At 62.4% G+C, this 22,207-nt stretch carries 22 protein-coding genes; 6 read left to right on the top strand and 16 right to left on the bottom strand.

The window, feature by feature from the left end; genetic code table 11:
- Nucleotides 1-85: 85 nt before the first annotated feature.
- From ACLEJU_RS02700 to ACLEJU_RS02690, 3 genes are read left to right on the top strand one after another with little or no spacing between them, the layout of a single operon-like run.
- On the top strand, nt 86-670 hold the full coding sequence (locus ACLEJU_RS02700) for a hypothetical protein (protein WP_435422465.1): 585 nt from the start codon (nt 86-88) through the stop codon (nt 668-670).
- The gene (locus ACLEJU_RS02695; protein ID WP_060495023.1) at nt 667-861 is read left to right on the top strand and encodes a hypothetical protein; all 195 of its coding nucleotides are present in this window, start codon (nt 667-669) and stop codon (nt 859-861) included. Before ACLEJU_RS02700 ends, ACLEJU_RS02695 begins: the two co-directional genes overlap by 4 nt.
- On the top strand, nt 831-2,096 hold the full coding sequence (locus ACLEJU_RS02690; RefSeq protein WP_435422466.1) for an Arm DNA-binding domain-containing protein: 1,266 nt from the start codon (nt 831-833) through the stop codon (nt 2,094-2,096). The genes ACLEJU_RS02695 and ACLEJU_RS02690 overlap by 31 nt, the downstream gene beginning before the upstream one ends.
- Nucleotides 2,097-2,122: 26 nt before the next feature.
- Here the strand turns inward: ACLEJU_RS02690 and ACLEJU_RS02685 are convergent, their stop codons facing one another.
- The gene (locus tag ACLEJU_RS02685) at nt 2,123-2,299 is read right to left on the bottom strand and encodes a hypothetical protein (protein ID WP_435422467.1); all 177 of its coding nucleotides are present in this window, start codon (nt 2,297-2,299) and stop codon (nt 2,123-2,125) included.
- 17 nt (nt 2,300-2,316) lie between these two features.
- Nucleotides 2,317-2,967 (bottom strand): hypothetical protein, encoded by a 651-nt coding sequence (locus ACLEJU_RS02680; RefSeq protein WP_435422468.1) that lies wholly within the window; start codon nt 2,965-2,967, stop codon nt 2,317-2,319.
- Nucleotides 2,968-3,409: 442 nt separating this feature from the next.
- Here ACLEJU_RS02680 and mutS point away from each other — a divergent pair, with 442 nt between their 5' ends.
- Nucleotides 3,410-5,983: a DNA mismatch repair protein MutS gene (mutS, locus tag ACLEJU_RS02675; RefSeq protein WP_435422492.1), complete on the top strand. Its 2,574-nt coding sequence runs from the start codon at nt 3,410-3,412 to the stop codon at nt 5,981-5,983.
- Between the two features lie 140 nt (nt 5,984-6,123).
- Entirely contained in the window at nt 6,124-6,447 is a 324-nt protein-coding gene (gene fdxA / locus ACLEJU_RS02670; protein ID WP_051097441.1) for a ferredoxin FdxA, read from the top strand.
- Between the two features lie 529 nt (nt 6,448-6,976).
- Here fdxA and rpoS read toward each other — a convergent pair.
- From rpoS to ACLEJU_RS02630, 8 genes are all read right to left on the bottom strand, one after another.
- The gene (rpoS, locus tag ACLEJU_RS02665; RefSeq protein ID WP_016392283.1) at nt 6,977-7,984 is read right to left on the bottom strand and encodes an RNA polymerase sigma factor RpoS; all 1,008 of its coding nucleotides are present in this window, start codon (nt 7,982-7,984) and stop codon (nt 6,977-6,979) included.
- Nucleotides 7,985-8,093: 109 nt separating this feature from the next.
- The gene (locus ACLEJU_RS02660) at nt 8,094-8,951 is read right to left on the bottom strand and encodes a peptidoglycan DD-metalloendopeptidase family protein (protein ID WP_435422469.1); all 858 of its coding nucleotides are present in this window, start codon (nt 8,949-8,951) and stop codon (nt 8,094-8,096) included.
- 160 nt (nt 8,952-9,111) lie between these two features.
- A complete protein-coding gene (locus ACLEJU_RS02655) occupies nt 9,112-9,750 on the bottom strand; it encodes a protein-L-isoaspartate(D-aspartate) O-methyltransferase (RefSeq protein ID WP_163986011.1) in 639 nt (212 codons plus the stop codon).
- A gap of 41 nt (nt 9,751-9,791) precedes the next feature.
- Nucleotides 9,792-10,541: a 5'/3'-nucleotidase SurE gene (gene surE, locus ACLEJU_RS02650; RefSeq protein ID WP_435422470.1), complete on the bottom strand. Its 750-nt coding sequence runs from the start codon at nt 10,539-10,541 to the stop codon at nt 9,792-9,794.
- On the bottom strand, nt 10,529-11,587 hold the full coding sequence (gene truD, locus ACLEJU_RS02645) for a tRNA pseudouridine(13) synthase TruD (protein WP_435422471.1): 1,059 nt from the start codon (nt 11,585-11,587) through the stop codon (nt 10,529-10,531). Before truD ends, surE begins: the two co-directional genes overlap by 13 nt.
- On the bottom strand, nt 11,584-12,057 hold the full coding sequence (ispF, locus tag ACLEJU_RS02640) for a 2-C-methyl-D-erythritol 2,4-cyclodiphosphate synthase (RefSeq protein ID WP_167069080.1): 474 nt from the start codon (nt 12,055-12,057) through the stop codon (nt 11,584-11,586). Before ispF ends, truD begins: the two co-directional genes overlap by 4 nt.
- A 176-nt stretch (nt 12,058-12,233) precedes the next feature.
- On the bottom strand, nt 12,234-13,088 hold the full coding sequence (gene fghA / locus ACLEJU_RS02635) for an S-formylglutathione hydrolase (RefSeq protein ID WP_435422472.1): 855 nt from the start codon (nt 13,086-13,088) through the stop codon (nt 12,234-12,236).
- Nucleotides 13,089-13,096: 8 nt separating this feature from the next.
- Nucleotides 13,097-14,209 carry an S-(hydroxymethyl)glutathione dehydrogenase/class III alcohol dehydrogenase gene (locus ACLEJU_RS02630; protein ID WP_103445319.1) on the bottom strand — a complete coding sequence of 371 codons (1,113 nt, stop codon included), beginning with the start codon at nt 14,207-14,209 and terminating at the stop codon, nt 13,097-13,099.
- Nucleotides 14,210-14,317: 108 nt separating this feature from the next.
- Here ACLEJU_RS02630 and ACLEJU_RS02625 point away from each other — a divergent pair, with 108 nt between their 5' ends.
- Entirely contained in the window at nt 14,318-15,214 is an 897-nt protein-coding gene (locus ACLEJU_RS02625) for a LysR substrate-binding domain-containing protein (protein ID WP_435422473.1), read from the top strand.
- A 27-nt stretch (nt 15,215-15,241) separates the two neighbouring features.
- Here ACLEJU_RS02625 and ispD read toward each other — a convergent pair whose 3' ends face one another.
- The 6 genes from ispD to accA all read right to left on the bottom strand — a co-directional run bounded on the left by ispD (nt 15,242) and on the right by accA (nt 22,149).
- Nucleotides 15,242-15,949, bottom strand: a complete 708-nt coding sequence (gene ispD / locus ACLEJU_RS02620) for a 2-C-methyl-D-erythritol 4-phosphate cytidylyltransferase (protein WP_435422474.1) — start codon at nt 15,947-15,949, stop codon at nt 15,242-15,244.
- On the bottom strand, nt 15,946-16,227 hold the full coding sequence (ftsB, locus tag ACLEJU_RS02615) for a cell division protein FtsB (protein ID WP_023534037.1): 282 nt from the start codon (nt 16,225-16,227) through the stop codon (nt 15,946-15,948). The genes ispD and ftsB overlap by 4 nt, the downstream gene beginning before the upstream one ends.
- Before the next feature lie 156 nt (nt 16,228-16,383).
- Nucleotides 16,384-17,673 (bottom strand): phosphopyruvate hydratase, encoded by a 1,290-nt coding sequence (eno, locus tag ACLEJU_RS02610; RefSeq protein WP_054885360.1) that lies wholly within the window; start codon nt 17,671-17,673, stop codon nt 16,384-16,386.
- Nucleotides 17,674-17,873: 200 nt separating this feature from the next.
- The gene (locus tag ACLEJU_RS02605; protein WP_079229451.1) at nt 17,874-19,502 is read right to left on the bottom strand and encodes a CTP synthase; all 1,629 of its coding nucleotides are present in this window, start codon (nt 19,500-19,502) and stop codon (nt 17,874-17,876) included.
- A 269-nt stretch (nt 19,503-19,771) separates the two neighbouring features.
- Nucleotides 19,772-21,055: a tRNA lysidine(34) synthetase TilS gene (gene tilS, locus ACLEJU_RS02600; protein WP_435422475.1), complete on the bottom strand. Its 1,284-nt coding sequence runs from the start codon at nt 21,053-21,055 to the stop codon at nt 19,772-19,774.
- 146 nt (nt 21,056-21,201) lie between these two features.
- On the bottom strand, nt 21,202-22,149 hold the full coding sequence (gene accA, locus ACLEJU_RS02595) for an acetyl-CoA carboxylase carboxyl transferase subunit alpha (RefSeq protein WP_103445323.1): 948 nt from the start codon (nt 22,147-22,149) through the stop codon (nt 21,202-21,204).
- Nucleotides 22,150-22,207: the final 58 nt, after the last annotated feature.

Raw genomic sequence — 22,207 nt, 5'->3', positions numbered from 1 at the left:
GCAAGGCTCGCGTGAAGGGCAATCACGACCAGTGCTCCAAAGCCCGCCAAGCCGCTGGCTTCATCATCATGCGAGGGCGTAAATCATGAACACCGATCCGAGGGACGTGTTCGTCAGCCTCAACCCCCTTTGCCTGGGCGAGCGCGAACTGGAGAAGGACAGCACCGGCTTCGCCCACATGCGCACGCATAACGACTACCTGGTCTTCCTGGCTGGCTACAAAGCAGGCACGGTGGACGGCGAGGAACGCGAGTGCCAGCGCCACCGCCCAATGAACGCCGAGGGCTGCAAGCCCGACGTCAACATCCAGGGCTCCAGCAAACCCTGCGCGGTCTCAGCCGCCTGCCGCAGCCTCGACAAGGTGGAGGGCGGCACGCCCGACCTCAACATCCATCCCGTTGAATCGGCCTCTCCGACTACCACCAGAAAGATCGCGACAGCCGAAAACGAACTGATGATGGCCCAAGTAGGCCTGCTCGCGGCGGTCAGGGCAGCCTACCCAGTTGGCAGCCGCCTGCGAGTCCGAGTTGGACAAAATACCACCGAGGTAGTTGTTAAAGGCCACATCGCCGCGTGGTGGTCACGCCCTGGCTACATAGAAGCGACCAACCCGGAGACAGGAAAATTTCGCACCTTTCACCACGGCGCCGTTATCGAGGCACTGCCATGAGCACACCACGCTGGGTACTAATCAACCGGGCCGCTGAGCTGACCGGCTACTCCGAAGACGCCATTCGCCACAAGGTGAAGAACGGGACCTGGGCACAAGGCCGGATCTGGCGAAAAGCCCCAGACGGCCGCATCACCATCAACATCGCAGAGTATGACAAGTGGGCCGAGAGCGCATCACAAGTGGCCTAGAGGCCGAGCTGGCCAAGCACACGGGCATCGAGATACACGGCGGCAACTTGCGGATCGTCTTCATGTGGCGCCGCATCCGCTGCCGTGAATCACTCGGACTGCCGGTGACCAAAGCCAACATCAAACACGCCGCCCAGCTCCGGGCGGCGATTCTTCACGAAATCAAAGTGGGCACCTTCGAGTACGGGCGGCACTTCCCGAACTCGAAGCATGCCGGGAATTACAGCAGCGCGAGGGACGAGCGCCTGGAAGCCTTGGCAGAGCGCTACAAGCCGCTTAAGGCGGTCGACATAACCCCCATGACCGAGGAGAAGTACGCCTATGCAATCGACATTTGCGTCGAGCTGGTGGGGAAGGATCGACTGGCAGGCATTCTGCTGCCCGAGGACATCCACTTACTCCGGGCGCGACTGATCGAGACCCGCGCACCATCGACCGCCAACCATTACTTGGCTACCTTCGCCGGTTTCCTCAGCTGGTGCGAGAACAACAAGTACTGCGTGGCCGGGCTCGCCGCTGCGTGCACACGCTTTGCCATGAGCGAGAAAGAGCCGGATCCACTAACGCACGAGGAGTTCGACCTGCTCGTCACAAAGGGCTGCCTGCATCCTCAAGATGTGGCGGCAACCACGCTTGCCGTCTACACCGGACTGCGCCCAGGCGAACTCTGCGCGCTGGCTGTGGAAGACATCGACCTACAGGCGGGGAAGATTGAAGTAACCAGGGCGATCACCGCCAACGGCACATTCAAACTTCCCAAGACAGGTAAGCCCCGCACAGTGCTGTTAATGGAGCCAGCGGTCGAGGCCTGCAGAACACTGATAGCCATCGTGGCCAAGCACCCCAAGCGGGACATCCGCGTGTACCACAACCGGCACGAATGGCGAGACGAGTCGGTCACCCCCCTCCTATCGCCAAGCACCCAGGCACGGAAAAAGGTCATCAACGAGTGGTTCGTCTCAACTGCTTGGAATACGAAATGGGCAGGGATTCAGCGCCGCGCCGGTATCCGACCAAGGCGCCCGTACCAGACGCGGCACACCTACGCTTGCTGGTGCCTAACTGCCCGAGGAAACCTTGCGTTCATCGCGAAGCAGATGGGGCACAAGGACTTCACGATGCTAGTGGAGGTCTACGCCAAGTGGATGGATGACGAGTCTCCATCAGAGCTACAACACATATGGCAAGGCATTCGACGTCATAGCCAATTAACGACCACAAAAAACCCGGCATAAAGCCGGGTTTTTCGTAGAGCTGGGATTCAGCACATCATGACGGGTTTCTCAATACCCAGCTCTGCGCACGCTTGCTTCAGGCTCTCATCAGCCTGCTGGAAACGACGGACGCGGGCTAGGGTGTAGTCGCGACCACTCAACCCGTTTTTACGAGGGGTAGTGGCGTGCTTGGCCTGATACTCACTAGCGCTAAAGCTTTTCATGACCTGATTCCTTTCCTCTACAAGGGAATAAAGCAATCTTTGTTGCTTTGATATGTCTCTAACATGTGTTGCAGCACATGTTTATACGTTGCCTGCTCCGTTGAGAACGTGGCGGCATGCATTCCATTGAACCCTTGGTGCTCAAGGTAACGATAGAACAGGTCATCAAACATATCTACCTGTTCACGAACGCTAGCCCTGATCGCCGGGTTCTTAAAATCATCGATGAAGTGGTAGTAGTCACCATGAGGCCAACGGGGGCGGTGGTACATCAGCACCGCAGGCTTCAATGGGTTGACCGATACTACTCGCCCTTCATTCGGATCAGCATCAAGGTTGATAGGGTCGAGAGCGAACCAGAGCCACAGCACAGCTGCACAGCTCATCGCAAATCGGCCAACTGCAATCTCGACGTCCGCGTTTGTACGACCTAACGCCTCGATGAGATCTTGCAGCTGCACCACATTTCCACCCGGGTTAGCCCGAAGGTAAATGCGGATCTTCCTACCGAGCGGCGCATCCTGCAGCACTTGAATCAGCGGTCCTACAGAGGCCGGGTCGATGCAGGTGAGCTCTATCGTCTCCCTATCATCCTTGACCACATGCAGCTGGGACACCACGGACTCAACACCAGTTCCGTCCTGCTCGGCTAATGCACCTACTTCCATGAAAGACCCTTAAATGACTCATTCTTGTTGCCAAAATCTTACAACAATAGTGGCCAATTGCCATCACATAAATCGCAAAAAACCCGGCATCTGCCGGGTAATTGACTCCCATCAACAACGAGCGAAGGTGCATGATGGGGTGCATTAATCTTCGGCGATGCGGCCATTTGATGTCAAGGTAACCTTTGTGACAGGTCACAGTTTTTTCGCATTTTTCATCAAGTACTCCCTCGTATGGATTCCGCAGAGCGTCGCAACCCATTCGCATGACGTCGTACTGCCGATTGTCGGCGCGTGTTAACCTAGGGCAATACAAGGCAAATTTTTTCTCCCTCACTGCAGCATCCACACTCGATGCGCACAGGCCCAGTCGGTAACGGAAAGCCCCAAATTTGCCCCACAATTTCAAGCGACTCCCCGTAACCCATTGATGAATAAAGCAATCTCCGATTTTTCCGCACACACACCAATGATGCAGCAGTACTGGAAGCTGAAAAACCAGCACCCGGACCAGCTGATGTTCTACCGCATGGGCGACTTCTACGAAATCTTCTACGAAGATGCGAAGAAAGCCGCGAAACTGCTGGACATCACCCTGACCGCGCGCGGTCAGTCGGCCGGCCAGTCGATCCCCATGTGCGGGATTCCGTTCCATTCGCTGGAGGGCTACCTGGCCAAGCTGGTCAAGCTTGGCGAGTCGGTGGTGATCTGCGAGCAGATCGGCGACCCGGCCACCAGCAAGGGCCCGGTGGAGCGCCAGGTGGTGCGCATCATCACCCCCGGCACGGTCAGTGACGAGGCCCTGCTCGACGAGCGCCGCGACAACCTGATCGCCGCCCTGCTCGGTGACGAACGCCTGTTCGGCCTGGCGGTGCTGGACATCACCAGCGGCAACTTCAGCGTGCAGGAGATCAAAGGCTGGGAAAACCTGCTGGCCGAGCTCGAACGCCTGAACCCGGTAGAGCTGCTGATCCCCGACGACTGGCCACGCGACCTGCCCGCCGAGAAGCGCCCGGGGGCCCGTCGCCGCGCGCCGTGGGACTTCGACCGCGATTCGGCACGCAAGGCCCTGTGCCAGCAGTTCGCGACCAAGGACCTCAAGGGCTTTGGTTGTGACAAGCTGACCCTGGCCATCGGCGCCGCCGGCTGCCTGCTGACCTACGCCAAGGAAACCCAGCGCACGGCCCTGCCGCACCTGCGCAGCCTGCGCCACGAGCGCCTGGACGACACGGTGATCCTCGACGGCGCCAGCCGCCGTAACCTGGAGCTGGACGTCAACCTGGCCGGTGGCCGCGACAACACCCTGCAATCGGTGATCGACCGCTGCCAGACCGCCATGGCCAGCCGCCTGTTGACCCGCTGGTTGAACCGCCCGCTGCGCGACCTCAAGGTGCTGCAGGCACGCCAGGACTCGATCCGCTGCCTGCTCGACGGCTACCGCTTCGAAAAGCTGCAGCCGCAGCTCAAGGAAATCGGCGATATCGAGCGGATCCTCGCCCGTATCGGCCTGCGCAATGCCCGCCCACGTGACCTGGCGCGCCTGCGCGACGCCCTAGGCGCCCTGCCAGAGCTGCAAAACGCCATGAGCGAGCTGGAAGCGCCGCACCTGGCACGCCTGGCCGCCATTACCGGCACCTACCCGGAGCTGGCCAGCCTGCTGGAACGCGCAATCATCGACAACCCGCCAGCGGTCATCCGCGACGGCGGCGTGCTCAAGGCCGGCTACGACAGCGAGCTGGACGAACTGTTGGCGATCAGCGAGAACGCCGGCCAGTTCCTCATCGACCTGGAAACCCGCGAGAAGGCCCGCACCGGCCTGGCCAACCTCAAGGTCGGCTACAACCGTGTGCATGGCTACTTCATCGAGCTGCCGACCAAGCAGGCCGAGCAGGCACCAGGCGACTATATCCGCCGCCAGACCCTCAAGGGCGCCGAGCGTTTCATCACGCCCGAGCTCAAGGCCTTCGAGGACAAGGCGCTGTCGGCCAAGAGCCGCGCCCTGGCGCGCGAAAAGATGCTCTACGACGCGCTGCTGGAAACCCTCATCAGCCACCTGGCCCCCCTGCAGGACAGCACCGCCGCGCTGGCCGAGATCGACGTGCTGAGCAACCTTGCCGAGCGTGCGCTGAACCTCGACCTGAACTGCCCGCGCTTCACCGACGAGCCGTGCCTGCGCATCGAGCAGGGCCGTCACCCGGTGGTCGAGCAGGTGCTGACCACGCCGTTCGTGGCCAACGACCTGGGCCTGGACAACAGCACGCGCATGCTGATCATCACCGGCCCGAACATGGGCGGTAAGTCCACCTACATGCGCCAGACCGCCCTGATCGTGCTGATGGCGCACATCGGCAGCTTCGTCCCGGCCGCCAGCTGCGAGCTGTCGCTGGTCGACCGCATCTTCACCCGCATCGGTTCCAGCGACGACCTGGCCGGCGGGCGTTCGACCTTCATGGTCGAGATGAGCGAAACCGCCAACATCCTGCACAACGCGACCGACCGCAGCCTGGTGCTGATGGACGAAGTCGGCCGCGGCACCAGCACCTTCGACGGCCTGTCGCTGGCCTGGGCCGCCGCCGAGCGCCTGGCCGAGCTGCGTGCCTACACCCTGTTTGCCACCCACTACTTCGAGCTGACCGTGCTGCCGGAGAGCGAACCGCTGGTGGCCAACGTGCACCTGAACGCCACCGAGCACAACGAGCGAATCGTCTTCCTGCACCACGTGCTGCCTGGCCCTGCCAGCCAGAGCTATGGCCTGGCCGTGGCGCAGCTGGCAGGCGTGCCGGCGCCAGTGATCCTGCGCGCACGCGAGCACCTGGGGAGGCTGGAAACCACCAGCCTGCCCCATGAGGCACCGGTGACCAAGAAGGCCAAGGACGAGCCGCAAGTCCCACACCAGAGCGACCTGTTCGCCAGCCTGCCACACCCGGCCATCGAGAAGCTGGGCAAGCTGGACCTGGATGACATGACCCCGCGTCAAGCTATCGAAATGCTATATCAACTAAAGAACCTGTTATAACGGCGCCCACTACAAGCTGGTAGAATCCGCCGCGGTTTGCTGGTGCTGCAGGTTATTAGCCTGGCCTGCAGCCACATGCCTGTAAACCGCGCGGCCCTGAGAGGAAGGGCCGCCGCCGTCGCCTGAGGAGAGAACTAGAAATGACCTTCGTCGTCACCGACAACTGCATCAAATGCAAATACACCGACTGCGTGGAAGTCTGTCCGGTGGACTGCTTCTACGAAGGCCCGAACTTCCTGGTGATTCACCCGGACGAGTGCATCGACTGTGCACTGTGCGAGCCTGAGTGCCCGGCCCAGGCGATCTTCTCGGAAGACGAGATCCCTGCTGGCATGGAAAACTTCATCGAGCTCAACGCCGAGCTGGCGGAAATCTGGCCGAACATCACCGAGCGCAAGGATGCCCTGCCTGACGCTGAAGAGTGGGACGGCAAGACCGGCAAGATCGCCGACCTGGAGCGATAAGCGCCCAGACACGAAAAAGGCCCGCAACGGGCCTTTTTTCATTTTCTGCGGGCAAAAAAAAGGGGCGGTTTGACCCGCCCACATTTTTTCCGTAGTCCCTGCTTGTCCCAAACATCATCCTGATGAAATCGCTTCTTGCGATGTCCCTGGCCTTCTCCCTGAAAGCCTGTGCATGTCCGTGTGCACAGTTCGAATACTAGCGAGTTCCCTGAGGCAGGCAACTGCGAGATCTCTCAGGATGTTACTGGGGACACATTTCCACATACCCAAAAAAAGCATTAATTTCAGATAGTTAAGAAAAAACAGGATCTGAAAACGACTTTGATTTACTGGTAGCTACACAGATGGCTTACATAAAGAGTAAGCAAAGGCTTACACGCTGTGCATCAGGGGTAGCGCCGTACACATTGTCTGGCTCCAGATTTAGGCCAGTGTTGCCCCGCGAAGAGGCCGGCACAGGATGACCAAAACCCCAGAAACAAAAACGCCCCGAGGTCATCGGGGCGCTTCAGATACCGTGAAGCCAGGCTTACTGGAACAGCGACTCGCTGGATAGCCCGTTCTTCTCGAGAATCTCACGCAAGCGCTTGAGCCCCTCTACCTGGATCTGCCGCACCCGTTCGCGGGTCAGGCCGATCTCCAGGCCAACATCTTCCAGGGTGCTGCTCTCATGCCCACGCAGGCCGAAGCGGCGTACCACGACTTCACGTTGCTTGTCGGTCAGCTCACCCAGCCACTGATCAATGCTCTGCGACAGGTCGTCATCCTGCAGCAGCTCGCACGGATCGGTCGGGCGGTCATCGGTCAGGGTGTCGAGCAGGGTCTTGTCTGAGTCCGGGCCGAGAGACACGTCAACGGAAGACACGCGCTCGTTCAGGCCCAGCATACGCTTGACCTCGGCGACCGGTTTCTCCAGCAGGGTGGCGATTTCTTCTGGCGACGGCTCGTGGTCGAGCTTCTGGGTCAGTTCCCGCGCGGCGCGCAGGTAGACGTTGAGTTCCTTGACCACGTGGATCGGCAAGCGAATGGTGCGGGTCTGGTTCATGATCGCCCGCTCGATGGTCTGGCGGATCCACCAGGTCGCGTAGGTCGAGAAGCGGAAACCGCGCTCCGGGTCGAACTTCTCCACCGCGCGGATCAACCCCAGGTTGCCCTCCTCGATCAGGTCGAGCAGAGACAGGCCACGGTTGACGTAACGACGGGCAATTTTCACAACCAGGCGCAGGTTGCTTTCGATCATGCGCTTGCGGCCGGCAGGGTCCCCCTTTTGCGACAGGCGCGCAAAGTGAACTTCCTCTTCCGGCGAAAGCAGAGGCGAGAATCCGATCTCGTTGAGATACAGCTGGGTGGCATCGAGCGCCCGGCTGTAATCGATGTACTTGTGTTGCTTGAGCGAAGAGCCCGACTTCGCTCTGGTCCGAACCGAAGGTACAGCAGGTTCGTCTGACACCACATCCGTTTCCAAAACGATGCCCGTCTCCATGAGGAGGACGTCATCGTCGATGTCAAACTCCGGCGCTTCTTTACTGAGAGCCATTGTTATAGTCCTTTGCTGAGTTCGAACTCAGACTCTTGCGGCGCCTGTCTCCCTGGCAACGCAGGAGCCTGTCCCCTCTACATCCAAGGAACAGGCCGGGGTACAACGATCAACGGCGTGGCAGGAACTGGAGCGGATCGACGGGTTTGCCTTGGCGGCGAATCTCGAAATGCAGCTTCACCCGATCAGTGCCCGTGGACCCCATTTCAGCAATCGACTGCCCTGCCTTGACCTGCTGCCCCTCCCGAACCAACAGCCTGCGGTTGTGACCGTAGGCACTGACGTAGGTGTCGCTGTGCTTGATGATGATCAGTTCGCCGTAGCCCCGCAAGCCACTCCCGGCGTAGACCACCGCACCATCAGACGCAGCAAAAACAGGCTGTCCCAAATCACCGGCGATATCAATGCCTTTATTCAAACTACCGTTTGAAGCAAATTTCCCAATGAGCACGCCATTGGCCGGCCACGTCCAGTTCCCCACCGCACGCTCTGCGGCGGGCACCGTGGTAACCACCGGAGCAGGCGTGGCGGGCGTTGTTGGCGTCGTTTTTCCGCCGTTTTCGGCGGGGGTGATAGGTGTTCCGGCAGGGCGACGAATGACCGTTGTCCGGCTCGACGAGGACGGGCTGGAGACCACGGTACTGCTGCTGGTGGAGCCACTGCTGAAACGGATGGCCTGGCCCGGGCGGATGGTGTACGGGGCGGGGATGCCGTTGCGCGCTGCCAGCTCCTTGTAGTCCCAACCATAGCGGAACGCGATGGAGAACAGCGTGTCGCCAGGCTTGACGACGTACTGCCCCGACGTCACTGCCGGCCGCTTGGGCGCAGCGCTGTTGCGGTCGACCACGCGTGCACCGCTGGAGCTGGTGCTGGAGCAACCTGTCAGCAAGGTGCCCATGGCCAGTGCAATCAGCAGAAGCTTGAAAGCCGACCGATCCTTGCGCTGCCGAATGACTGTGTGCCCCACCCGCGCTCCCCTCATGGTGCCGAAAATCGATAAGACGATAAGAAATGCAATATTGTTGCAATTATAACCAAGCCAGGCGGCAATGGCAGGGCCCAGGCCCCGCCAGATAGACAGGGCCGCGCCGCAAGAATTCGTTGCTGCTGCTAATATTCCTGGCGGCTCAGGCCAGCGGGCCGTTGAGCAGCGGCACGAAACGCACCGCGCCCAGTACGCGACGGGAGAAGCCGTGCTCTTCGCGCACGATCAGCATCAGCTGCTGCACCTCACCGGCCGGGCCTACCGGAATCACCATGCGCCCCCCCGGCGCCAGCTGGTCGAGCAGCGCCTGCGGCACCTCCGGTGCCACTGCGGTGACGATGATGCCATTGTAGGGCGCCAGCGCCTGCCAGCCATCACAGCCGTCGCCCCAGCGAAATACCACGTTGCGCAGGTTGAGCTCGACCAGGCGCTCCTTGGCCCGATCCTGTAGCACCTTGATCCGCTCCACCGAGAACACCCGCTCGACCAGCTGGGCCAGGATGGCGGTCTGGTAGCCTGAACCGGTGCCGATCTCCAGCACCTTGTCCAACGGCCCCGCCTCCAGCAGCAGCTCACTCATGTGCGCCACCATGAACGGTTGGGAGATGGTCTGGTTGTGCCCGATCGGCAGTGCCGTATCTTCGTAGGCCCGGTGTGCCAGCGCCTCGTCGACGAACAGATGACGCGGGGTACGGCGAATCACGTCGAGCACCTTGGTGTTCGACACGCCTTCCTCGCAGAGGCGCTGGATCAGCCGCTCGCGCGTTCGCTGCGAGGTCATGCCGATACCGCCACGGCGCTGCAGATCGTCCTGTTCACGCATCAGAGCAGGCCCTCCAGCCAGCCGTCGAGCTGTTCGAAGGCATCGTTGAACGTACGGTCCAGCTGCAACGGGGTAATCGATACGTAGCCTTGCATGACGGCATGGAAATCGGTCCCCGGCCCGCCATCCTCGGCATCGCCGGCCACGGCGATCCAGTAGCCTTCCTTGCCACGCGGGTTGACCACCTTGGTCGGCGCCGCCGCCCGCGCCCGATGACCGAGGCGGGTCAGCTGGATGCCCCGGATGTGCTCCAGCGGCAGATTGGGGATATTGACGTTAAGCACGGTGCGCGGCGGCAGTTGCAGGCGCGGCAGTGCCTCGACCAGTCGCCGGGCGATGTGGGCGGCAGTCGGCAGGTTGTCGGGCTGGCGCGACAACAGTGAGAACGCCAGCGAGGTGCCGCCCAGGAACCGACCCTCCAGCGCGGCGGCCACCGTGCCGGAATAGATCACATCATCGCCCAGGTTGGCCCCCAGGTTGATGCCTGAAACCACCAGGTCGACCGGTTCCGCCAACAGTCCATTGAGCCCCAGGTGCACGCAGTCGGTCGGCGTGCCGTTGAGGCTGATGAAGCCGTTGGCCAGGGTCTGCGGGTGCAGCGGCCGGTCCAGCGTCAGCGAACTGCCGGCGCCGCTCTTGTCTTGATCCGGGGCGATCACCACGCACTCGGCATAATCCGCCAGCGCACCGTGAAGCGCGGCGAGGCCAGGTGCCGTAACACCGTCGTCATTCGAAATCAGAATACGCATGGGCTGTCCGTCTGCCCTGCCGGCACCAGATCGACGAGTTCGCGCACCACCACGGTGGCGAAGCATCCGGCCGGAAGGACGAATTCCAGTTGCAGGATATCAGGCTCGGGATAATGCCACGTCAAGCCGCCAATAGGGAGCCGCAGGATGCGCCGTTCGTGACCCATGCCCGCATACGCGAGCCATTGGCAAAGTGCCAGATGCTGCTCGCCGATCGCGGTCTCCAACGCGGAGGTCGCGCCAGCTGCGGGCGAAGGGCCCTCCCCCCACATCGGGCCGGTGGGATGCAAATCCAGAATTCCCAGGCGAGGATCAGAACATTCCTGCTCGCCCGCTGGGAAGAAACTACGGCTGTCAGTGAACGCCAACAGATCCCCGACCTGGGCGCGCTGCCAGCTGCCATCGGCGACACGCGCCGCCAGCACCTGGTTGAACAGGTAGCTGCGCGCTGCCGAAAGCAGGCGTGAACGCACGTTGCGCTGCTCCGGCAGGGCCTTGCGCGATGCCCACTCCTGGGCATCGTGGACGTTGCCACCGCCGTGGCCGAAACGCTGGCTGCCGAAGTAGTTCGGCACACCCTGTTGCTTGAGTTGCTCGAGGCGGGCATCGAGGGCCTGGCGTTCAGCTGCCAGGGCGGTCAGGCGCAGTGTGAAGCCATTTGCCGAATGGGCGCCACGCTGCAGCTTGCGCTGGTGACGCACCTGCTTGAGCACGCGCAGGGTTTCGTCTTCGGCACGCGACAGGTCAGGGTCGGCCTTGCCGGGCAGGTGCAGGCTGAACCACTGGCGGGTCAGGGCCTGGCGGTCCTTGAGGCCGGCATAGCTGATGGCGCGCACCGGTACGCCGGCGGCTCGGGCCAGGCGGCGAGCGGCTTCTTCGGTGTTGAGGTCACGCTTCTCGACCCACAGCCACAGGTGCTCGCCCTGGCCGGACAGCGGAATGTCCAGCACCTCGTCGACCTGGAAGTCTTCGGCCACGGCCTTGAGCACGGCGCTGCCCAACGATTCGCCCGACGCGCGCGGGCCCAGCAGGTCCAGTTCGGTCATGCTGGCAGCAACAGGGCAACCGAATGCACGGCAATGCCCTCCTCGCGACCGCAGAAGCCCAGTTTCTCGGTGGTGGTGGCCTTGACGTTGACCTGGTCGAGTTCGACTTGCAGGTCTTCGGCAATCAGCTGGCGCATGGTTTCGATATGCGGGGCCATTTTCGGTGCCTGGGCGACGATGGTGGCGTCGACGTTGCCAACCTGCCAGCCCTTGGCCTTGACGATAGCGACCACGTGACGCAGCAGTACGCGGCTGTCGGCGCCCTTGAACTGCGGGTCGGTGTCGGGGAAGTGCTTGCCGATGTCGCCCAGTGCTGCGGCGCCGAGCAAGGCATCGCTCAGGGCGTGCAGCAGCACGTCACCGTCGGAATGGGCCAGGAGGCCGTATTTGTGGGGGATACGCACCCCACCCAGGGTAATGAAATCACCGTCGCAGAAACGGTGCACATCGTAGCCGTGGCCAATACGCATAGAAAAACGCCCTGATTGAGTCAGGGCGTGATTCTACCTGCTTTAGCCGCTATTGGGGCCGTCATGTAGGAGCGGCCTTGCGTCGCGAAAGGGCTGCGCAGCAGCCCCGGCGACTGAAGCGGTGGCGCCGAAATCCTGGGGCCGCTTTGCGGCCCATTCGCGACACAAGGCCGCTCCTACAGCCGCCCCAGTGCCATCGCATGATGGCGCAGGTGCTCGTCGATGAAGCTGGCGATGAAGTAGTAGCTGTGGTCGTAGCCAGGCTGCAGGCGCAGGGTCAGTGCATGCCCCCCTTTGCGTGCGGCCTGCTCCAGCGCTTCAGGCTTGAGCTGCTTCTCGAGGAAGTCATCCCGGTCACCCTGGTCCACCAGCAACGGCGGGCACTCGCCTGCAGGCGTTTCCGCCAGCAGCACACTGGCATCCCACTCGCGCCAGCGCGCACGGTCTTCACCCAGGTAGCGGCTGAAGGCCTTCTCGCCCCATGGGCAATCCATCGGGTTGCTGATCGGCGAGAACGCCGACACCGAGCGATAGCGCCCCGGGTTGCGCAAGGCGCACACCAGCGCGCCATGGCCACCCATGGAGTGGCCGCTGATGCTGCGCTGGCCGGAGGCCGGGAAGTGCGCCTCGATCAGTGCGGGCAGCTCCTGCACCACATAGTCGTGCATGCGGTAATGCTGCGCCCAGGGCTGCTGGGTGGCGTTGAGGTAGAACCCGGCACCGAGGCCGAAGTCCCAGGCGCCGTCAGGGTCGCCCGGCACCTGCTCGCCACGCGGGCTGGTGTCGGGGGCGACGATGATCAGCCCGAGTTCGGCGGCCAGGCGCTGGGCGCCGGCCTTCTGCATGAAGTTCTCGTCGGTGCAGGTGAGGCCGCTGAGCCAGTACAGCACCGGCAGCTTTTCACCCTGCTCGGCCTGCGGTGGCAGGTAGACAGCGAACACCATGTCGCAGCCCAGCACCTTGGAGTGATGCCGGTAACGCTTGTGCCAGCCGCCGAAGCTCTTCTGGCAAGAGATGTTATCCAGGCTCATGGCTGACCTCAGAAGTGGATCACGCTACGGATGCTCTTGCCTTCGTGCATCAGGTCGAAGGCCTTGTTGATGTCTTCCAGGCCCATGGTGTGGGTGATGAAGGTATCCAGCGGGATCTCGCCCTTCTCGGCCATGTCCACGTAGCTCGGCAGCTCGCTGCGGCCACGCACGCCACCGAATGCCGAACCGCGCCAGACGCGGCCGGTCACCAGCTGGAACGGACGGGTGGCGATTTCCTGGCCGGCACCGGCGACACCGATGATCACCGACTCGCCCCAGCCCTTGTGGCAGCATTCCAGGGCCGCGCGCATCAGTTGCACGTTGCCGATGCACTCGAACGAGAAGTCCACGCCACCGTCGGTGAGGTCGACGATCACTTCCTGGATTGGGCGGTCGTAGTCTTTCGGGTTGATGCAGTCGGTTGCACCCAGCTGGCGGGCGATCTCGAACTTGGCCGGGTTGATGTCAATGGCGATGATGCGCGAGGCCTTGGCCTTGACCGCACCGATCACGGCCGACAGGCCGATGCCGCCGAGGCCGAAGATGGCCACGGTGTCACCTGGCTTGACCTTGGCGGTGTTGAGCACTGCGCCAATGCCGGTGGTGACGCCGCAGCCGAGCAGGCAGACCTTCTCCAGCGGTGCTTCCTTCTGAATCTTGGCCACGGAAATTTCCGGCAGCACGGTGTACTCGGAGAAAGTCGAGGTGCCCATGTAGTGGAACAGCTGCTGACCCTTGTACGAGAAGCGGGTGGTGCCGTCCGGCATCAGGCCCTTGCCCTGGGTGGCACGGATGGCCTGGCACAGGTTGGTCTTGCCCGACAGGCAGAACTTGCACTTGCCGCATTCCGGGGTGTACAGCGGGATCACGTGATCGCCCACCGCCACCGAGGTCACGCCCTCGCCGATCGCTTCGACGATCGCACCGCCTTCATGGCCGAGGATCGACGGGAAGATGCCTTCCGGGTCGGCACCGGACAAGGTGTAGGCGTCAGTGTGGCAGACACCGCTGGCGACCACGCGCAGCAGCACTTCGCCGGCCTTGGGCATGGCCACGTCGACTTCGACGATTTCCAGGGGTTTCTTGGCCTCGAAGGCAACGGCAGCACGGGACTTGATCATCACAGGGTCTCCAGACAGTGGATCGGTTCAGTCCCGCAGTGTAATCCAGGCGATTTTGATGAATAATCCAGGCAAAGCCAAAACATTATTGCCATACAGGGATAATCCATGAGCAGCCGTTGGGAAGGCATCGACGAATTCGTCGCCGTGGCCGAATCTGGCCAATTCACGGCGGCAGCCGAGCGCCTGGGCGTATCGTCGTCGCACATCAGCCGGCAGATCGCCCGCCTTGAAGAACGCCTGCAGACCCGTTTGCTGTACCGTAGTACCCGCCGGGTGGCCTTAAGCGAGGCCGGGCAGACCTTTCTGCAGCATTGCCAACGCCTGCAGGACGGCCGCGAGGAAGCGCTGCGCGCCATGGGCGACCTGGCCAGTGAACCCAAGGGCCTGCTGCGCATGACCTGTGCGGTAGCCTATGGTGAGCGTTTCATCGTGCCGCTGGTGACGCGTTTCATGGCGCTGTATCCGCAACTGCGGGTCGAAGTGGAACTGAGCAACCGCACCCTGGACCTGCTGCACGAAGGCATGGACCTGGCGATCCGCCTGGGCCGCTTGGCCGACTCGCGGCTGGTGGCCACCCGCCTTGCGCCGCGGCGCATGTACCTGTGCGCTTCGCCGGCGTACCTGGAGCGCTATGGGCGGCCGCACAGTCTTTCGGAACTGGCCAGGCACAATTGCCTGATCGGCAGTTCCGACCTTTGGGCCTTGCAGCTGGATGGCCGCGAGATCAGCCAGCGGGTGCAGGGCAACTGGCGCTGCAACAGTGGCCAGGCGGTGCTGGATGCGGCGCTGCTGGGGATGGGATTGTGCCAGTTGCCCGACTATTACGTGCTTGAGCACTTGAACAGTGGTGCGCTGGTATCGTTGCTGGAAGGGCATCAGCCGCCGAATACGGCGGTGTGGGCGTTGTATCCGCAACAGCGGCATCTGTCACCGAAGGTCAGGCGGCTGGTGGATTATTTGAAGGAAGGGTTGGCGGGGTTACCGGAGTACAGGCAGGTTTGATGCGCTGGCGCTAACGGCCTACCAGGATCAGCGCCTACCCGCCCAACGCTGGCGCAGCCACTCCAGGTCTTCCGGCCGGGTGACCTTGATGTTGTCACTGCGCCCTTCGACCAGCCGCGGCGCCTGCCCCGACCATTCGATGGCCGACGCCTCATCGGTCACCATCACATCGGAAACCAGGCTCTCGGCCAGGGCCCGATGCAGCGCTCCCAGGCGGAACATCTGCGGCGTATAGGCCTGCCAGATGGTGCTGCGGTCCACCGTTGCGGCGACCCGCCCGTTGGCATCGGCGCGCTTGAGGGTGTCGCGCGCCGGCACCGCCAGCAGCCCGCCTACAGGGTCATCGGCCAGTTCCGACAGCAACTTGTTCAGGTCGCTGCGCGCCAGGTTCGGCCGCGCCGCATCGTGCACCAGTACCCAGTCGTTGTCCGACGCCCCTTGGGCATGCAAGAGCAACAAGGCATTGAGCACCGAGTCGGCTCGTTCGTCACCACCCGCTGCCCGCTGGATACGCGGGTCGCTGGCGCATTGCAGTCCTGGCCAGTAAGGGTCGTCTTCGGCAATGCTGACCACCACGCCCTTGAGCGAGGGGTGGCCAAGAAAACAGTCGAGGCTGTGCTCGAGGATAGTCTGCCCAGCCAGCTCCAGGTATTGCTTGGGGCGGTCGGCAGCCATGCGGGCACCGACGCCCGCAGCAGGAATCACGGCCCAGAAGGCCGGTAGCGTTTCAATCATTTTTGCGGCAGCTGGAAGAGGGTTTCGCCCTCTTTGACCATTCCCAGTTCATGACGAGCCCGTTCTTCGACGGTCTCCATACCTTTCTTCAACTCCAGCACCTCGGCATCGAGCACGCGGTTACGTTCCAGCAGCCGTTCGTTCTCGGCATGCTGTTCGTCGATCTGCTGCTTGAGCTCGGCCACTTGCGCCAGGCTGCCGTTACCCACCCAAAGGCGGTACTGCAGGCCACCGAGCAGCAGGAGCAGGACAAGGAACAACCAATAGGGACTGCGCATCAAGGTATCCAGGTTAAAGACTGCCGCACACGGGCGTCATATAGCACGAAGCCTGGCCGAGGCCAGGCTTCGTTGACAGAAACCCGCATGAAGCGCCAGAAAATTCATTACGAAAGTTCAGGCTGCCTCGGCTGCTGTCTTTTTACCATCTCTTGCTTAGCCGCGAAACTCGGCACGACCACGGTAAACCGCTTTGGCGCCCAGTTGCTCTTCGATGCGCAGCAGCTGGTTGTACTTCGAGACACGGTCGGAGCGGCACAGCGAACCAGTCTTGATCTGGCCAGCAGCGGTACCCACGGCCAGGTCGGCAATGGTCGAATCTTCGGTTTCACCGGAGCGGTGCGAGATCACTGCGGTGTAGCCGGCAGCCTTGGCCATCTGGATGGCTTCCAGGGTTTCGGTCAGCGAGCCGATCTGGTTGAACTTGATCAGGATCGAGTTACCGATGCCCTTCTCGATGCCTTCCTTGAGGATCTTGGTGTTGGTCACGAACAGGTCGTCACCGACCAGCTGTACCTTGGCACCGATCTTGTCGGTCAGGATCTTCCAGCCAGCCCAGTCGGACTCGTCCAGGCCGTCTTCGATCGAGATGATCGGGAAGCGCTCGGTCAGGCCTTTCAGGTACTCGGCGAAACCTTCGGCGTCGAACGACTTGCCTTCACCGGACAGGTTGTACTTGCCGTCTTCGTAGAATTCGGAAGCTGCGCAGTCCAGGGCCAGGGTCACGTCGGTGCCCAGCTTGTAGCCGGCTTTCTCGACGGCTTCGGCGATGGCAGCCAGTGCGTCTTCGTTGGAAGCCAGGTTAGGGGCGAAACCACCCTCGTCACCCACGGCGGTGTTCAGGCCACGGGCCTTCAGCACGGCTTTGAGGTGGTGGAAGATTTCGGTACCCATGCGCAGGCCGTCGGAGAAGGTCTTGGCGCCAACCGGCTGAACCATGAACTCCTGGATGTCGACGTTGTTGTCGGCGTGTTCGCCACCGTTGATGATGTTCATCATCGGAACCGGCATCGAGTACTGGCCCGGGGTGCCGTTGAGGTTGGCGATGTGCGCGTACAGCGGCAGGTCCTGATCCTGGGCAGCGGCCTTGGCGGCAGCCAGGGACACGGCCAGGATGGCGTTGGCGCCCAGCTTGGCCTTGTTCTCGGTACCGTCCAGTTCGATCATGGCGCGGTCCAGGGCCTTCTGGTCGGAAGGATCCTTGCCCAGCAGCAGGTCACGGATCGGGCCGTTGATGTTGGCGACGGCCTTCAGCACGCCCTTGCCCAGGTAACGGCTCTTGTCGCCATCACGCAGCTCCAGCGCTTCGCGCGAGCCGGTGGAAGCACCGGACGGCGCGCAAGCGCTGCCGATGATGCCGTTGTCGAGCAGTACATCGGCTTCCACGGTGGGGTTGCCACGCGAATCGAGAACTTCACGACCTTTGATGTCGACGATTTTTGCCATTGTTGTAAGCACTCCAGAATTGACGAAAACAACGCAACTTTAGGGAATTCTTGCCTTGTACCAGGCGGGGACGCAGCAGGCAGGCCTGGCAGAAGCGACCCCTGACCGAGCGGTCAGGGGTAGATCGGGGCGTACTTTACCCGAGAAATGAGCCTTGCGCGGCTTTAACCGTCGGAAAACTCATCAAAGACCTGAAAAAATCAGGCCTTGTTCTTCTGGGCCAGGGCCGCCTTGACGAAGCCGCTGAACAGCGGGTGACCGTCACGCGGGGTGGAGGTGAACTCGGGGTGGAACTGGCAGGCAACGAACCATGGGTGATCCTTGGCCTCGACCACTTCGACCAATGCGCCGTCTTCGGAACGACCGGAAACCACCAGGCCGCCATCGACCAGTTGTGGCAGCAGGTTGTTGTTGACCTCGTAACGGTGACGGTGACGCTCGGTGATGATGTCCTTGCCGTAGCAGTCGTGCACCTTGGAACCGGCCGCCAGTTGGCAGTCCTGAGCGCCCAGGCGCATGGTGCCGCCCAGGTCGGAGGCTTCGGTACGGGTCTCGACGGCACCGGTGGCATCGGCCCACTCGGTGATCAGGCCGACTACCGGGTGGCCGCTGTTGCGGTCGAACTCGGTGGAGTTGGCGTCTTTCCAGCCCATCACGTTACGGGCGAACTCGATCACGGCTACCTGCATGCCCAGGCAGATGCCCAGGTACGGGACCTTGTTTTCACGGGCGTACTGCACCGCGGTGATCTTGCCTTCCACGCCGCGCAGGCCGAAACCGCCCGGTACCAGAATGGCGTCGGCGCCTTCCAGCAGGCTGGTGCCCTGGTTCTCGATGTCTTCGGAATCGATGTAGCGCAGGTTGACCTTGGTGCGGTTGGTGATGCCGGCGTGGCTCATCGCTTCGATCAGCGACTTGTACGCATCCAGCAGCTCCATGTACTTGCCGACCATGGCGATGGTGACTTCCTGCTCAGGGTTGAGCTTCGCATCGACCACCTTGTCCCACTCGGACAGGTCAGCGCTGTTGCACTGCAGGCCAAAGCGCTCGACGACGAAGTCGTCCAGGCCCTGGGCATGCAATACACCTGGGATCTTGTAGATGGTGTCGACGTCTTCCAGCGAAATCACTGCACGCTCTTCGACGTTGGTGAACAGCGCGATCTTGCGGCGCGACGAGGCGTCGACCGGGTGGTCGGAACGGCAGATCAGCACGTCAGGCTGCAGGCCGATGGAGCGCAGCTCCTTGACCGAATGCTGGGTCGGCTTGGTCTTGGTCTCGCCGGCGGTGGCGATGTACGGGACCAGGGTCAGGTGCATCAGCATGGCGCGCTTGGAGCCCACTTCGACACGCAGCTGGCGAATCGCCTCGAGGAACGGCTGCGACTCGATGTCACCCACGGTACCGCCGATCTCCACCAGGGCCACGTCGGCATCGCCGGCGCCCTTGATGATGCGACGCTTGATCTCGTCAGTGATGTGCGGGATGACCTGGATGGTCGCGCCCAGGTAGTCACCACGGCGTTCTTTACGCAGCACGTGCTCGTAGATACGGCCGGTGGTGAAGTTGTTGTTCTGGGTCATGGTCGTGCGGATGAACCGCTCGTAATGGCCCAGGTCGAGGTCGGTCTCGGCGCCATCGTGGGTGACGAACACTTCACCATGCTGGAACGGGCTCATGGTGCCCGGATCGACGTTGATGTACGGATCCAGCTTGAGCATGGTGACCTTCAGGCCCCGCGCTTCCAGGATGGCCGCCAGGGAAGCCGAGGCAATGCCTTTCCCCAATGAAGAAACAACACCGCCCGTGACGAATATGTAGCGCGTCATGAAAAACCCTAGAAGTCTGCGTTAAGGCGGCCAGCGCCGCCGGAGAAAGCGAAGGAAGGCCGAAGCCCCCGATCACCTGCGTCAATCACAGTGCATCTCGAAAAACTGCCGCGTCTGTACAGACCAGGGGTATCCCCGGCATGGAGCTCGCTCGTCATTTCCAGAATCAGCCCAGCAAAAAACTGCTTGGTAATCGGCAACTGCTGTGTTTCCGGGGAAGCCACAGAAGTTGTATCAAGAAGGGAGGGTAGTCTACCGGAATGTACCCTTCAGCTCAAACCTTGCGCGTTCGTCGGCAGCTGCCAGTGAAGCTGGCAATCGGCCTGCCCCAGCGAAGGCAGATTGGCCACCGCCAGCAGGCGCTCGCCGCAATATAGCAACGGCAGGCGCTGGCGCACGAAGTGCGGGACCTGCAGCTCGTTGAGCAGGCGCTTGAGGTCGCGTCGGCCGCGGCCGGGGATGTCCAGCACTTCGCCGCCCTGGCGGTAGGCGACATGCAGGCCATCCATCGGCCGAGTGCACACAAGACGCACGTTGCCGTTATCCGGCAATGCGAGTGCAGCCCCGGGATCGCCCCAGGCCAACGGGCCGACGGGTTGTTTCAGCCAGTCGCCGTTCAACCACCAGATACGCCCGTGACTGCGCACCAGCTGACCGCCGGCCAGGCGCCAGATCGGTTGCGCATCCCCTGCCGCATCGCGCAGGTCCGCCCAGCCGGCCCAATGGCGGGTATCGGGCAAACGGGTGCGGCGGCTGAGCCAGTACTGCAGGGCGTTGCGCTGACGCGCAGGCGACAGCTCGCCGAGCACGGCCAGGTCGAGCGATTCCAGCCCCGCCCAGGCAGGTGAAGCGCCCTCCCCGGCTTGAGCCAGATCACTTTGTGCCAGCTCATCGAGCAGGCCAAGCGCCTCGCCAAGGTGTTCCGCACAGCGGGCAAGGTTCTGGCTGGCCTGCGGCCAGCGCTGCTGCAACACCGGGAACACTTCGCTGCGCAGGTAGTTGCGGGCAAAGGCCGTGTCGCTGTTCGAGGGGTCTTCGATCCAGCTCAGGCCGTGGGCCTGGGCATAGTCATGCAGCTGTTGCCGGGAAACATCCAGCAATGGTCTGACCAGGGTGCCCTGCCCTAGCGGCCGTTGCCAAGGCATCGCTGCCAGGCCGCGCAGGCCGGCACCGCGCAGTAGGCGGAAAAGCAAGGTTTCGGACTGGTCGTCGCGGTGCTGGGCGGTGAACAGGATGTCGCCTGGGCCGAGCACGCAGTTGAAGGCGGCATAGCGGGCGTCACGGGCGGCCTGTTCGAGGCTGGCGCCGGGGGCGACCTGGACGTGAATGACCTGTAGCTCGATGCCGAGCTGGTCGCAGATCGATTGGCAGTGGGCAGGCCACGCGTCGGCGGCGGACTGCAGGCCATGGTGGATATGCAGGGCGCGCAACGGGGGGGATGCATGGCTGCGGGCGTGGTTGGCCAGCAGGTGCAAGAGAACGGTGGAATCGAGGCCGCCGGAGAAGGCGATATACCAGGCGTGGGCGTTGAGCCAGGGGGTGAGGTTGATCATTTAACCCTCACTTGGCTAGATAACCTGGATCCCTGTGGGAGCGGGTTCACCCGCGAACACCGGCGAAGCCGGTGCCATGCACCGCGTCGCCTTCTTCGCGGGCAAACCCGCTCCCACAAGGGCCGCGGAGCGGCCCCGGGATCGATTTAGAGGCCGTAGCTCATCAGGCGGTCGTAACGACGGGCCAGCAGCGCGTCATTGTCGAGCTTGCCGAGCATGTCCAGCTGCTGCACCAGGTCGGCACGGATGCTTTCGGACATCTTCGCCGGGTCACGGTGGGCGCCACCCAGCGGCTCCTGGATGACCTTGTCGACGATGTTCAGGCTCTTCAGGCGCTCAGCGGTGATGCCCATGGCTTCGGCGGCGTCGGCAGCCTTGTCGGCGGTCTTCCACAGGATCGAGGCGCAGCCTTCAGGCGAGATCACCGAGTAGGTGGAATACTGCAGCATGTTCAGCTGGTCGCACACGCCAATGGCCAGTGCACCGCCGGAACCACCCTCGCCGATCACTGTGGCGATGATCGGGGTCTTCAGGCGAGCCATGACGCGCAGGTTCCAGGCAATGGCTTCGCTCTGGTTGCGCTCTTCGGCATCGATACCCGGGTAGGCGCCCGGAGTGTCGATAAAGGTCAGGATCGGCATCTTGAAGCGCTCGGCCATTTCCATCAGGCGGCAGGCCTTGCGGTAGCCTTCAGGGCGCGGCATGCCGAAGTTGCGGCGAACCTTCTCGCGCACTTCGCGGCCCTTCTGGTGGCCGATGACCATGACCGGCTTGCCGTCCAGGCGCGCAGTACCACCGACGATGGCGGCGTCGTCGGAGAAGTGGCGGTCACCGTGCAGCTCTTCAAACTCGGTGAAGATGTGATCCAGGTAGTCCAGGGTGTATGGACGACGGGGATGACGGGCCAGGCGGGCGATCTGCCAGCTGGTCAGGTTGCCGAAGATGCTTTCGGTCAGGGTGTTGCTCTTGTCTTGCAGACGGGCAATTTCATCGCTGATGTTCAGCGAGTTGTCGTTGCCTACCAGGCGCAGGCCTTCGATCTTGGCTTGCAGGTCGGCAATCGGCTGTTCGAAATCGAGAAAATTCGGGTTCATAGTCATCCGTCTTGGGTCTACGGCCAGGCGGCCGGCCGGTTGATCCGTTTGGCGCCCT

This window comes from Pseudomonas sp. SMN11, assembly GCF_052041945.1.
GTDB lineage: Bacteria > Pseudomonadota > Gammaproteobacteria > Pseudomonadales > Pseudomonadaceae > Aquipseudomonas.
Note: the sequence above shows the minus strand (reverse complement) of the source record. Positions and strands in the feature narration are given on the sequence as shown.